This window comes from Pseudomonas sp. DW-iso3, assembly GCF_058725305.1.
This window is the reverse complement of record NZ_JBZXDZ010000001.1, coordinates 285,422-298,742: the sequence shown is the minus strand read 5'-3', so window position 1 is coordinate 298,742 and position 13,321 is coordinate 285,422. Positions and strand designations below refer to the sequence as shown.

9 protein-coding genes are annotated in these 13,321 nt (G+C 60.8%); 6 read left to right on the top strand and 3 right to left on the bottom strand.

Translation table 11 applies throughout. The features are described 5' to 3' along the window. Positions 1 to 190: 190 nt before the first annotated feature. From AC4PS7_RS01440 to AC4PS7_RS01415, 6 genes are all read left to right on the top strand, one after another. Positions 191 to 1,357: an efflux RND transporter periplasmic adaptor subunit gene (locus AC4PS7_RS01440; protein ID WP_305437012.1), complete on the top strand. Its 1,167-nt coding sequence runs from the start codon at positions 191 to 193 to the stop codon at positions 1,355 to 1,357. Next, complete coding sequence (locus AC4PS7_RS01435; RefSeq protein WP_010213022.1) at positions 1,354 to 4,443, top strand: multidrug efflux RND transporter permease subunit; 3,090 nt, start codon at positions 1,354 to 1,356, stop codon at positions 4,441 to 4,443. The genes AC4PS7_RS01440 and AC4PS7_RS01435 overlap by 4 nt, the downstream gene beginning before the upstream one ends. A 31-nt stretch (positions 4,444 to 4,474) precedes the next feature. Beyond that, entirely contained in the window at positions 4,475 to 5,152 is a 678-nt protein-coding gene (locus AC4PS7_RS01430; protein ID WP_010213025.1) for a heavy metal response regulator transcription factor, read from the top strand. After that, positions 5,142 to 6,506: a heavy metal sensor histidine kinase gene (locus AC4PS7_RS01425; protein WP_252958912.1), complete on the top strand. Its 1,365-nt coding sequence runs from the start codon at positions 5,142 to 5,144 to the stop codon at positions 6,504 to 6,506. The genes AC4PS7_RS01430 and AC4PS7_RS01425 overlap by 11 nt, the downstream gene beginning before the upstream one ends. Before the next feature lie 264 nt (positions 6,507 to 6,770). Next, on the top strand, positions 6,771 to 8,093 hold the full coding sequence (locus AC4PS7_RS01420) for an OprD family porin (protein WP_042571674.1): 1,323 nt from the start codon (positions 6,771 to 6,773) through the stop codon (positions 8,091 to 8,093). 85 nt (positions 8,094 to 8,178) lie between these two features. Next, positions 8,179 to 9,678 carry a sensor domain-containing diguanylate cyclase gene (locus tag AC4PS7_RS01415; protein ID WP_492179032.1) on the top strand — a complete coding sequence of 500 codons (1,500 nt, stop codon included), beginning with the start codon at positions 8,179 to 8,181 and terminating at the stop codon, positions 9,676 to 9,678. Between the two features lie 77 nt (positions 9,679 to 9,755). Here AC4PS7_RS01415 and lpxC read toward each other — a convergent pair whose 3' ends face one another. The 3 genes from lpxC to ftsA all read right to left on the bottom strand — a co-directional run bounded on the left by lpxC (position 9,756) and on the right by ftsA (position 13,313). Continuing rightward, positions 9,756 to 10,667 carry a UDP-3-O-acyl-N-acetylglucosamine deacetylase gene (gene lpxC / locus AC4PS7_RS01410; RefSeq protein ID WP_003171886.1) on the bottom strand — a complete coding sequence of 304 codons (912 nt, stop codon included), beginning with the start codon at positions 10,665 to 10,667 and terminating at the stop codon, positions 9,756 to 9,758. Positions 10,668 to 10,779: 112 nt separating this feature from the next. Beyond that, positions 10,780 to 11,976, bottom strand: coding sequence for a cell division protein FtsZ (gene ftsZ / locus AC4PS7_RS01405; protein WP_010213029.1), 1,197 nt, complete (start codon positions 11,974 to 11,976; stop codon positions 10,780 to 10,782). 74 nt (positions 11,977 to 12,050) lie between these two features. Then, positions 12,051 to 13,313: a cell division protein FtsA gene (ftsA, locus tag AC4PS7_RS01400; RefSeq protein WP_010213031.1), complete on the bottom strand. Its 1,263-nt coding sequence runs from the start codon at positions 13,311 to 13,313 to the stop codon at positions 12,051 to 12,053. Positions 13,314 to 13,321 lie beyond the last annotated feature (8 nt).

The window sequence follows — 13,321 nt, the reverse complement described above, 5'->3', positions numbered from 1 at the left end:
TGACGCGGGGCCAGCTTGCGGGCCACGCTGGCGCGCAGTATACCTGCCCGCCTCGGATCTTTAACCACCACCTGTACGAATGGTCGGTCTTTACTGACAGCGCTGTCAGTTAGCAGTCACCTTGCTGACCGGATTGGCGGGCTATAAAGGCCTCATCCACTTCCAATCCTTCGCCTTGGCACCTCACCCCATGCAAATTCAACGAAAAACCGCCCTGATCGTAGGTGTCCTCGTGGTGTTGGCTGTTGCGGCCTGGGCACTGACCCGCCCGGCCAAGTCCAAACTGGCGGCGCCCACTGCGATTCCGGTGAGGGTGGTAAGCGTGGCGCAGCAGGATATTCCACGTTTTGTCAGCGGGATCGGTTCAGTGCTGTCGTTGCACAGTGTGGTGATTCGCCCGCAAGTGGATGGCATCCTGACTAAATTGCTGGTCAAGGAAGGGCAACTGGTCAAGGCCGGTGACCTGCTGGCGACCATCGATGACCGCTCGATCCGCGCCAGCCTTGACCAGGCCAAGGCACAACTGGGCGAAAGCCAGGCACAGTTGCAGGTGGCGCTGGTCAACCTCAAGCGCTACAAGGCATTGAGCGTCGACGACGGCGTGTCCAAACAGACCTATGACCAGCAACAAGCGCTGGTCAACCAGCTAAAGGCCACGGCCCAAGGCAAACAGGCCGCGATCGATTCAGCCCAGGTACAACTTTCCTACACCCAAATTCGCTCACCGGTCAGTGGCCGCGTGGGTATTCGCACCGTGGATGAAGGCAACTTCCTGCGCACCAGCGATGCCCAGGGCCTGTTTTCCGTGACCCAGATCGACCCGATTGCCGTCGAGTTCTCCCTGCCACAGCAGATGTTGCCCACCTTGCAGGGCTTGATCGCAGCGCCTACCCAGGCCAGCGTCGATGCCTACCTCGGCGCCGACACCGATGGCCAGACCGGCGACCTGCTCGGCGAAGGCCACTTGAGTCTGATCGACAACCAGATCAGTTCCACCACCGGCACTCTGCGCGCCAAGGCCGAGTTCAACAACGCCTCGCAACGCTTGTGGCCAGGACAACTGGTGACCATCAAGATCCAGACCGCCCTCGACAAAAACGCCTTGGTGGTGCCACCGACCGTGGTGCAGCGTGGCCTGGATTCGCACTTCGTATACCGGGTCAACGGTGACAAGGTCGACGTGGTACCGGTGCAAGTCACCTACCAGGACAGCGACGTGAACATCATCAAGGGCGTACAAGCCGGGGATGTGCTGGTCAGTGACGGCCAATCGCGACTCAAGGCAGGCGCCCAGGTGGAAGTCCTCAAGGAGCCGCCGCAGGTGATCCAGACCGTTGATGCCAAGGTGCAGCCATGAGCCGTTCGCCCTCAGCCTGGTGCGTCGACCACCCGGTTGCCACCCTTCTGCTGACCTTCGCCCTGGTGCTGCTCGGGCTGATTGCCTTCCCGCGCCTGGCCATCGCCCCACTGCCGGAAGCAGAATTTCCGACGATCCAGGTCACCGCCACCCTGCCCGGCGCCAGCCCGGACACCATGGCGTCATCCGTGGCAACGCCGCTGGAGGTGCAATTCAGCGCCATCCCCGGCATGACCCAAATGACGTCCAGCAGCGCACTGGGCTCCAGCCTGCTGACCCTGCAATTTACATTGACCAAGAGCATCGACACCGCTGCGCAAGAAGTGCAGGCGGCGATCAACACCGCGTCCGGCAAGCTGCCCAGCGATATGCCGAGCCTGCCGACCTGGAAGAAGGTCAACCCGGCGGACAGCCCGGTGCTGATTCTCAGCGTCAGCTCCAACAGCATGCCCAGCACCGAGCTGAGTGATTACGTGGAAACCCTGCTGGCCAGGCAGATCAGCCAGATCGACGGCGTTGGCCAGATCAACATCACCGGCCAGCAGCGCCCGGCGATTCGGGTGCAGGCATCCCCGGACAAACTCGCCGCCATCGGCCTGACCCTGGCCGATATTCGTTTGGCCATCCAGCAATCGAGCCTCAACCTGGCCAAGGGCGCGATCTACGGTGAGAACAGCGTGTCGACCCTGTCGACCAACGACCAGTTGTTCCACCCGGAGGACTACGCGCAGTTGATCGTGTCTTATAAGGACGGGGCACCGGTTCAGTTGCGGGATATCGCCAAAGTCATCAATGGTTCGGAAAACGCCTACGTACAGGCGTGGGCCGGCGACACGCCCGGGGTCAACCTGGTGATCTCGCGCCAGCCCGGGGCGAATATCGTCGAGACCGTGGACCGCATTCAAGCCGAATTGCCGCGCCTGCAAGCCATGCTCCCGGCGTCGGTGCAGGTCAGCGTACTGACCGACCGCACCAAGACCATCCGCGCGTCCCTGCATGAAGTGGAAGTGACGCTGCTGATCGCCATTCTGCTGGTGGTGGCGGTGATGGCGTTGTTCCTGCGCCAGTTGTCGGCAACGATGATCGTGTCCAGCGTGCTGGGGGTGTCGTTGGTTGCCAGCTTTGCGCTGATGTACCTGATGGGTTTCAGTTTGAACAACCTCACGCTGGTGGCGATCGTAATCGCCGTGGGGTTTGTCGTGGACGATGCCATCGTGGTGGTAGAGAACATTCACCGCCACTTGGAAGCCGGGCTCGACAAACGCGAAGCGGCGATCAAGGGCGCCGGTGAAATCGGCTTTACCGTGGTGTCCATCAGCTTCTCGCTGGTGGCCGCGTTTATTCCGCTGCTGTTCATGGGCGGCGTGGTCGGGCGGCTGTTCAAGGAGTTCGCCCTGACGGCCACCTCGACCATCCTGATTTCGGTGGTGGTCTCGCTGACGTTGGCACCGACGCTGGCTGCGCTGTTCATGCGCGCCCCCACCCATCATGCCCACGACAAACCCGGTTTCAGCGAGCGACTGCTGGCCGGCTATGCACGCAACCTGCGCCGTGCCCTGGCCCATCAACGCACCATGGCGGCAATCTTTGTAGTGACCCTGGCCTTGGCCGTGGTCGGCTATGTGTTTATCCCCAAGGGTTTCTTCCCCGTGCAGGACACCGGTTTTGTTCTGGGCACCAGCGAGGCGGCGGCCGATGTGTCCTACCCGGACATGGTCGCCAAACACAAAGCCCTCGCCGAGATCGTCAAGGCCGACCCAGCGGTGGCAGCATTTTCGCACTCGGTCGGCGTGACGGGCAGCAACCAGACCATCGCCAACGGCCGTTTCTGGATCGCCTTGAAAGACCGTGGCGACCGCGATGTGTCAGCCAGCCAGTTCATCGACCGTATCCGCCCTAAACTGGCGAAGGTGCCAGGCATTGTGCTGTACCTGCGCGCCGGTCAGGACATCAACTTGAGTTCCGGCCCCAGCCGCGCCCAGTATCAGTATGTGCTCAAGAGCAACGACGGGCCGACGCTCAACACCTGGACCCAGCGCCTCACCGAAAAACTGCGGGCCAACCCGGCGTTTCGCGACCTGTCCAATGACCTGCAACTGGGCGGCAGCATCACCCACATCAGCATCGACCGTCAGGCCGCCGCGCGCTTCGGCCTCACCGCCACCGATGTCGACCAGGCGCTGTACGACGCGTTCGGCCAACGCCAGATCAATGAGTTCCAGACCGAGATCAACCAGTACCAAGTGGTGCTGGAACTGGACACCCAGCAACGCGGCAAGGCCGAGAGCCTCAACTACTTTTATCTGCGCTCGCCGCTGACCAACGAGATGGTGCCGCTGTCGGCACTGGCCAAAGTCGATCCGCCCACCGTGGGCCCACTGTCGATCAGTCATGACGGCATGTTCCCGGCCGCCAACCTGTCATTCAACCTGGCGCCTGGGGTGGCACTGGGCGACGCGGTGATCATGCTCAACCAGGCCAAGAATGAAATCGGCATGCCGACCACCCTCATCGGCAACTTCCAGGGCGCGGCACAGGCCTTTCAGAGTTCGCTGGCCAGCCAGCCATGGCTGATCCTGGCGGCACTGGTGGCGGTCTACATTATCCTCGGCGTGCTGTACGAGAGTTTCGTGCACCCGTTGACGATCATCTCCACCTTGCCTTCGGCGGGGTTGGGTGCGCTGATCATGCTGTCGCTGATGGGCCAGGACTTTTCGATCATGGCGCTGATCGGCCTGGTGCTGTTGATCGGCATCGTGAAGAAGAACGGCATCCTGATGATCGACTTTGCCCTGGAGGCTCAGCGCGTCAGGGGCCTGTCGCCGGAGGATGCGATCTACGAAGCCTGCGTCACGCGGTTCCGACCGATCATCATGACCACCCTCGCCGCCCTGCTCGGCGCGGTGCCGCTGATGCTCGGTACCGGCCCCGGTGCGGAAATGCGCCAACCGCTGGGTATCGCAGTGGTCGGCGGGTTGCTGGTGAGCCAGGCACTGACGCTGTTCACCACGCCGGTCATATACTTGTACCTTGAGAAGTTTTTCCACAAGCCCAAACCAACGCCTGCATTGGCGACCACACATTGAGGCTGAGGCCCCGCCCTGGAGCAAAAGGCTGATGCGCGTCCTGATTATTGAAGATGAAGAAAAAACCGCGGATTACCTACACCGCGGTCTGACGGAGCAAGGCTACACCGTCGATGTGGCGCGCGAAGGCGTCGAGGGGTTGCACCTGGCACTGGAAAACGACTACGCCGTGATCGTACTTGACGTGATGCTGCCCGGCCTCGACGGCTTTGGCGTGCTGCGCGCCTTGCGTGCGCGCAAGCAGACGCCGGTAATCATGCTCACCGCCCGCGAACGCGTGGAAGACCGCATCCGTGGCCTGCGCGAAGGCGCCGACGATTACCTGGGCAAGCCTTTCTCCTTCCTGGAACTGGTGGCCCGCCTGCAAGCCCTGACCCGCCGCAGCGGCGGCCACGAACCGGTGCAGGTGACAGTTGCCGACCTGTGGATCGACCTGATCAGCCGCAAGGCCAGCCGCAACGGCGTGCGCCTGGATCTGACCGCCAAGGAGTTCTCACTGCTCAGCGTATTGGCGCGGCGCCAGGGCGAGATCCTGTCCAAGACCGCGATTGCGGAAATGGTCTGGGACATCAATTTCGACAGCGACGCCAACGTGGTGGAAGTCGCGATCAAGCGCCTGCGCGCCAAACTCGACGGGCCGTTCGACACCAAGCTGCTGCACACCATCCGTGGCATGGGCTATGTGCTGGAGAGCCGAAGTGTCAGCTAACTCCATTGCCCTGCGCCTGAGCAGCATGTTCACCCTGGTGGCGCTGCTGATCTTCCTATTGATCGGCGGCGCGTTGTACCAGCAGGTGGACCGCAGCCTCGGCTTGTTGCCGGGCGCCGAGCTGGATGCGCGCTACAGCGTGCTGGAGTCTTCGGTGAACCGCTTCGGTACACCGGACCATTGGGTGAAGATTCAGGCCAAGCTCAAGTTGTTGGGTGAGGAAGACAAGCGCATCCGCTTCTGGGTCGTGAGCAGTGATCCGAACTATGAGTACGGCAACCCCGATGCGCAGATCCGTGCCTTCGCCGAAGGCCCCACGGGCAAGCGCGACCTGCGCCTGCCGGGGCGCGAATACCCGCTCAAGGTGCTGGTGAGCCAGTTCCCGGCCAAGGATCAGCGTCCGCCCTTGCGTTTCATGATCGCCATCGACACCGAGAATTTCCGCGCCACCCAGCACCACTTGCTGGTCGCGCTGGTCGCCCTCTCGTTGGTGGGCGTGGTGCTGGCGTCGTTGCTGGGCTTCTGGGTCGCGCGCATCGGCCTCAAACCCCTGGGCAAACTCTCGGATGAGGCACAGAAACTCGCCCCACCCAAGCTCTCCGGACGCCTGCAACTGTCACCGTTGCCGCCGGAGTTGAGCCAGTTCGTCAACTCGTTCAATTCCACCCTCGACCGCGTGGAGCAGGCTTACTCACGCCTTGAGTCGTTCAATGCCGACGTGGCCCACGAACTGCGCTCGCCACTGACCAACCTGATCGGCCAGACCCAGGTTGCGCTGACTCGCGGGCGCTCTGCCGAGCATTATTTCGAGGTGCTTCAATCCAACCTCGAAGAGCTGGAGCGCCTGCGCTCGATCATCAACGACATGCTGTTCCTGGCCAGCGCCGACCAAGGCAGCAAGGCCACCAAGCTGACCGAAAGCTCCCTGGCCGATGAAGTGGCAACCACCCTCGACTACCTGGACTTCATCCTCGAAGACGCCCAGGTCACGGTGCAGGTACGCGGCGATGCCACGGTGCAGATCGAAAAAGCCCACCTGCGCCGCGCACTGATCAATCTGCTGAGCAACGCGGTGCAACACACAGCACCCGATCAGGTGATCGTGGTGAGCATCGAGCGACAGGACCATCAGGTAGCAATCGGCGTGACCAACCCCGGTGACGCGATTGCCAGCGAACACTTGCCGCGCCTGTTCGAACGCTTCTATCGAGTGGATGCATCGCGCAGCAACAGCGGGGCCAATCACGGCCTGGGCCTGGCCATCGTCAAGGCGATTGCCCTGATGCACGGCGGCGATGTGTTCGTACGCAGCGACGGCGGTGGGAATACGTTTGGCATTACCCTGCCGGTCTAACGCCTGACTGTTGCGATTTGGGCAACAGTCATTATCTTGTTACACTCTGTATCGCACCGCTCGCCTGCGTTAATTTGACGCATCGATGAGCGCGACGGCAAAGGCAGTCTCCGCTTACCCGAATTTCCCTCGACTTTTTTCCAGGGCTCTACACTGGGAATCTGTCTTAAAGCCGCTGACTTCAGCGGCTTTTTTTTGCCGTAAAAAAGGCCAGGCCCCCCCAACGACACTGGCCGTTTTCGATTGACCAAAGGAGCTCCACCGGTGAAGAACTCGCTGACGTTCACCCCGTTATTCCTCGCGATTGCAGCAACGATTGCCCCCCTTGCCCACGCGGCAGACTCCACCCCCGCCGACGGTTTCGTCGAAGGTGCCCACCTCAATATCAACACCCGCAACTACTACATGAACCGCGACCGTCGCGATATTCACACCGATGACAGCAAGGAATGGGGCCAGGGGTTTCTCGGCATCTTCGAGTCCGGCTACACCCAGGGCACGGTCGGTTTCGGCCTGGACGCCCACGCCATGCTCGGCCTCAAACTGGACGGCGGTGGCGGCACCGATGGCTCCAGCATCCTTCCGTACGGCAGCGGCAACGGCAAGGCGCCCGGCTCGTTCTCGACGGCCGGTGGCACCTTGAAAATGCGCGCATTCGATACCGAGCTGAAAGCCGGCGACCTGTTCCTCAATAACCCGGTGATTGCCGGCGGCGCGACCCGCATGTTGCCGCAGACTTTCCGTGGCGTGAGCCTGACCAACCACAGCCTCGACGGTTGGATGTTCGAAGGTGGCCAGGCCAGCTTCACCAAGCTCTATAACCAGAGCGGCCACCGTCGCATCGGCACCAGCTACGGCGCGCTGCCCGAGCACACGGACAGCCAGCACATGAACTGGGCCGGCGTGTCGTTCAGCGGTATCGACGGGCTGACCAGCAACCTCTACGCCGCCGAACTCAAGGACGTGTGGAATCAGTACTACTACGACCTGGACTACACCTATGTGGTGAACGAGATGATCAGTCTCAACCCCGGTCTGCATTACTACCACACCCAGGACACCGGGCAGTCGCTGCTGGGGGATATCGACAACAACACCTACAGCCTGCACTTCACCGTGGACGTCGGCCATCACAGCGTCACTGCCGCGTACCAGAGGGTCAACGGCAACACGCCGTTCGACTACATCGCCCAGGGCGACAGCGTGTACCTGGACAACTCACAGCAATACTCCGACTTCAACGGCCCCAACGAGCGTTCCTGGAAACTCAAGTACGCTTATAACTTCGGAGGACTGGGCCTGCCCGGCTTGACCTCGGCGGTGTCCTACATCAGCGGCAAGACCGACCTGACCAAGGTCGACCCGCAAAGCCGGGGCTATAGCGCCTGGTACAGCGCTGACGGCAAAGACGCCAAACACTGGGAACGGGATATCGACCTCAAGTACGTGGTACAGGGTGGCAAAGCCAAAGACCTGGCCGTGCGCCTGCAGTGGGCGACCAATCGCGGCAGCAACGGCTACTCGGCGGTGGATCGAGACGTGGATGAATACCGAGTGATCGTCGATTACCCGATCAACGTGTTCTGACACCCAGATCTTTCTTTTTTATCGGGTATTTAATTTTCATCGGGTAGATCTAAACTGCCAGTATTGTCCCGCTGAAGTCTGCCCGATGAGTCCTCCCCGCGTTCGAAGCTTACCGGCACGCCCAGAGCTATTTCTGATTCTGGGCAGTGGCCTTACTGTCGTCCTGATCGTGGTCATCGTCGCGGTGTTGCTGATCCGCGAACACGCGAGCACCCTGCAGGCCGCGACGCGCTCAACCACCAATATTGCGCAGTTGATCAATGCCGACGTGCTGCGTAACGTCGAACTCTACGACCTGGCCCTCAAAGGGTTGATTGCTGCCAGGCAACGTGAGGACCTGGCCCAGGTTTCCGCAAATATCCAACACTTGGTGCAGTTTGACCTGTCCACCGCTGCGCCTTTCAAAGGTGAAGTGCTGTTGTTGGATGCCAATGGCACAGTGATCGCCGATTCTTCCACCCTGCAGCCCACCCCACGCAATTTTGCCAACCGCGATTACTTCCAGGTGCATACCAAGGACGCCCAGGCCGGCTTGTATATCAGCCGGCCGTTCAAGATTCATTGCGACTGCGACCAGCTCTGGCGCATGGCATTCAGCCGTCGAGTGTCGGGGCCCAACGGTGAGTTTGCTGGCGTTGCGGTCGCGACCATGCGCCTGGCGTATTTCGACCAGCTCTTCAACACCGTGACCATCGGCAACGGCAGCAGCGTCAACCTGCTTAATAACCAAGGTTTTTTATTGGCCCAGCAGCCGCTGCTCGAAAGCGACATGATCGACAAGGACCTGAGCGAGCGACCGAATTTCAAGCGAATACTGCGTGAAGGCAGTGGCACCTTCCAGGCGATCTCTGCCATCAGCGGCACGGAACGCCTGTACACCTTCACCAATGTGGGTGAGCTACCGCTGATCGTTGTGGTTGCACTGTCCAGCCAAGATGTATTCGCCCGCTGGCAACGCGCCGCGCTGTTGACCAGTGGCGCCACTGGCATCCTGTGTATCGGTTTGTTATGGCTGACCTGGATGCTGCGCCGCGAACTGCGACGCCGTTATCGCGCAGAGCGCGTGCTGTCAGAACTGGCAGCCGTCGACGCCCTGACCGGCTTGGCCAACCGTCGCATTCTGGACGAACGCCTGCGCCTTGAATGGGACCGCGCGCAACGCTCGCTCGAACCACTGACCGTGCTGATGATCGACGTCGACCACTTCAAAGCCTTTAACGACCGCCATGGCCATCACGGTGGAGACGCGGCATTGCGCACCGTGGCGCAAGTGATAGGCGCCAATATCCGCCGCCCGGCTGATCTCGCGGCGCGTTATGGCGGTGAGGAATTCGCGGTGGTGCTGCCCCACACGGACGCGAAGGGTGCCTGGGTCATCGCCGAGCATATCCGCAGCAGCATCGAGCATTTGCCAAGGGTGGCGGGGGATGCGCAACCGATTACGGCGAGCATCGGCATGAGCACCTGGGACAAGCGTAGCCGGCTGTCGCTGGAAGCGTTGTTACTGAGTGCGGATCAGGCGTTGTATGAAGCCAAGCACAGCGGCCGAAACCGCATTGTCGAGGCTCAACCCCCCTCACTCTAGGATCAACGTCGTAGCCGGCACATAAAAAAAGGCCACCCGAAGGCGGCCTTTCAAAACGAAAGAAAGAGAGTTGTTACTTACACCGCCGCAACGGGACGCATGTAAGAGATCGGTGCGGTGCTGGCATCTTCGAAGGTCACAACTTCCCAAGCGTCTGTCTGCTCAATCAACTTGCGCAGCAGCTGGTTGTTAAGGGCGTGGCCCGACTTGAAGCCTTTGAACTCGCCTATCAGGCTATTGCCCAGCAGGTAGAGGTCACCGATTGCATCGAGGATCTTGTGCTTCACGAATTCATCTTCGTAGCGAAGGCCGTCTTCGTTCAGTACACCATCCGCGTCGACCACAATGGCGTTTTCAACGCTGCCGCCGAGTGCGAGGTTGTGCTTGCGCAGGTACTCGATGTCACTCATGAAACCAAAGGTACGGGCGCGGCTGACTTCTTTTACGAACGAAGTGCTGGAAAAATCCACGCTTGCACTTTGGGTGCGGTCACGGAATACCGGGTGATCGAAATCGATCTCAAAGCTCACTTTGAAGCCTTCGAACGGGACGAAGGTGGCGCGCTTGTCGCCGTCTTCTACTGTCACTTCCCGCAGAATGCGAATGAACTTCTTGGCTGCGTCCTGTTCTTCCAGGCCGGCAGATTGAATCAAGAATACGAAGGGTCCAGCGCTGCCATCCATGATCGGGACTTCGGACGCGGAGAGCTCGACGTAGGCGTTATCGATGCCCAGGCCAGCCATGGCCGAGAGCAAGTGCTCCACCGTGTCCACTTTGACGTCACCGTTGACCAATGTGGTCGACATGGTGGTTTCGCCAACGTTTTCCGCGCGAGCAGGAATCTGCACCACAGGGTCCAGGTCGGCACGCACAAACACGATGCCGGTGTCGACAGGTGCAGGCTTGAGGGTCAGGTATACCTTCTCCCCGGAGTGCAGACCTACACCTGTGGCACGAATAATATTCTTCAGGGTGCGTTGTTTAATCATGGCTTGGACCGCTTCAGCGCAAATTGCGAACTGGTATCAACAAAGGCTGGCGATAATAGCAGACCAGACCTTTGCTGAACACCAATCACCTTCATAGCCCTGATACATTCCATTAATCGGCCTGACGACGCAGGAATGCCGGGATGTCCAGGTAGTCCAGATCATCTTGCGGATTCGGGCTACGGGACGCTGCAGCACCGGCCTGGGCCTGGTTGCGCATCACGGTCGGACGGTCCAGGTCACGGTAGTTCACAGACGGCAGTTCCTGGCGCGCAGGCGCTGGAGCGGCAGCTTGCTGGCTGGCATGGTTGGTATGGACGGTATTGTCGATGACCTTCACAGGCTTCTCGATTTTTGCGCCCAGGCCGGTCGCAACCACGGTTACATGCAGCTCGTCGCGCATGTCCGGATCGATCACGGTACCGACTTTGACCATGGCGTGCTCGGAAGCGAAGGCTTCGATAATGCTACCCACGTCGGAGTACTCACCCAGGGACAGGTCAGGACCGGCGGTGATATTCACCAGGATACCGCGTGCACCTTGCAGGTTCACGTCTTCCAGCAACGGGTTGCGGATGGCCGCTTCAGTGGCTTCACGCGCACGATTCGGACCGCTGGCGCAGCCAGTGCCCATCATCGCCATGCCCATTTCGCTCATCACGGTACGGACGTCGGCAAAGTCGACGTTGATCATGCCTGGGCGCTTGATGATGTCGGAGATACCGCGAACGGCACCGGCCAGTACATCGTCAGCCTTGGCGAAGGCGGACAGCAAGCTTGCGTCCTTGCCCAGGATGGTCAGCAACTTCTCGTTGGGGATGGTGATCAACGAGTCGACGCTTTCAGACAGCAGACGGATGCCTTCGTCGGCGATCTGCATGCGCTTGCGACCTTCGAACGGGAACGGACGGGTCACGACAGCCACCGTCAGAATGCCCATTTCCTTGGCCACTTCGGCAATGATCGGCGCAGCACCGGTACCGGTACCGCCGCCCATGCCGGTGGTGATGAACACCATGTTGGTGCCTTGCAGCACTTCGGCAATACGCTCGCGGTCTTCCAGCGCGGCTTGACGGCCGACTTCCGGGTTGGCGCCAGCGCCGAGGCCTTTGGTCACGGCTGTGCCCAATTGCAGGATGGTCCGCGCGCCGATGCTTTTCAGCGCCTGGGCATCAGTGTTGGCGCAAATGAATTCAACGCCTTCAATGTTGCTCTTGACCATGTGGTTGACAGCGTTGCCGCCGCCACCGCCGACACCGATCACTTTGATGACCGGGCTTGCGGGGATGTTGTCTACGAGTTCGAACATGTTCCCTCTCCTTTCGTTTTCTCTAGTTTTTTCGCCTACTGCTTATTGCGGTGCTGCGGTGTCGCGGTAAATCTTTAGAAGTTACCCTTGACCCATGCCTGCAACCGCTCGAACAACGGCGCTTTGGCCTCGTCGTCGCTGCGGTAGCTGTCACGGTTGCTTGGGCCCGACAGGGAAATGCCGTCGGTCTGCTTTTGCAGCCCGTACAACAGCAAGCCCACACCGGTGGAATAAATCGGGTTGCGTACCACGTCGCCCAGGCCTTTGACGCCATGGGGCACGCCCAGGCGAACCGGCATGTGGAAGATTTCCTCGGCCAACTCGACCGCGCCTTCCATCTTCGAGGTACCACCGGTCAGCACGATGCCGGCCGGGATCAGGTCTTCGTAGCCGCTGCGGCGCAGTTCAGCCTGGATCAGGGTGAACAGTTCGTCGTAGCGCGGCTCGACCACTTCGGCCAGGGCCTGGCGCGACAGTTCGCGCGGTGGACGGTCACCCACGCTCGGCACCTTGATGGTCTCGCCGGCACCGGCCAACTTGGCCAGGGCGCAGGCGTAGCGGATCTTGATTTCTTCGGCGTACTGGGTCGGTGTACGCAGCGCCATGGCGATGTCGTTGGTCACCTGGTCACCGGCAATCGGGATCACGGCGGTGTGACGGATCGCACCCTCGGTGAAGATCGCGATGTCAGTGGTGCCACCGCCGATGTCGACCAGGCAGACGCCCAGTTCTTTTTCGTCGTCGGTCAGTACCGAGTAGGCCGAGGCCAACTGCTCGAGAATGATGTCGTCGATTTCCAGACCGCAGCGGCGCACGCATTTTTCAATGTTCTGTGCGGCGTTGACGGCGCAAGTCACGACGTGAACCTTGGCCTCCAGACGTACCCCCGACATGCCCAGAGGCTCGCGAACGCCTTCCTGGTTGTCGATCACGTAGTCCTGCGGCAGGGTGTGCAGCACGCGCTGGTCCGCCGGGATCGCCACGGCCTGGGCGGCGTCGAGGACGCGCTCAAGGTCGGCGGAGCTGACTTCGCGGTCGCGGATCGCCACGATGCCGTGGGAGTTCAGGCTGCGGATATGGTTGCCCGCCACGCCGACGAACGCCGAGTGGATCCGGCAACCGGCCATCAGCTGCGCTTCTTCGATGGCGCGCTGGATCGATTGCACGGTGGACTCGATGTTCACCACCACGCCCTTCTTCAGGCCCCGGGACGGATGCGTGCCAATACCGACGATTTCGATGACGCCGTCTTCCCCGACCTCGCCCACCAGCGCCACCACTTTGGAGGTGCCGATATCGAGACCGACGATCATTTTTCCGCTTTGCACGTTTGCCATGGGTCCTG

Excerpts from the sequence above, each read along its gene's own strand:
- ftsA (WP_010213031.1), bottom strand. The coding sequence starts at position 13,313 with ATGGCAAACGTGCAAAGCGGAAAAATGATCGTCGGTCTCGATATCGGC.
- ftsZ (WP_010213029.1), bottom strand. The coding sequence starts at position 11,976 with ATGTTCGAACTCGTAGACAACATCCCCGCAAGCCCGGTCATCAAAGTG.
- AC4PS7_RS01430 (WP_010213025.1), top strand. The coding sequence starts at position 4,475 with ATGCGCGTCCTGATTATTGAAGATGAAGAAAAAACCGCGGATTACCTA.
- AC4PS7_RS01415 (WP_492179032.1), top strand. The coding sequence starts at position 8,179 with ATGAGTCCTCCCCGCGTTCGAAGCTTACCGGCACGCCCAGAGCTATTT.
- AC4PS7_RS01440 (WP_305437012.1), top strand. The coding sequence starts at position 191 with ATGCAAATTCAACGAAAAACCGCCCTGATCGTAGGTGTCCTCGTGGTG.
- AC4PS7_RS01435 (WP_010213022.1), top strand. The coding sequence starts at position 1,354 with ATGAGCCGTTCGCCCTCAGCCTGGTGCGTCGACCACCCGGTTGCCACC.
- lpxC (WP_003171886.1), bottom strand. The coding sequence starts at position 10,667 with ATGATTAAACAACGCACCCTGAAGAATATTATTCGTGCCACAGGTGTA.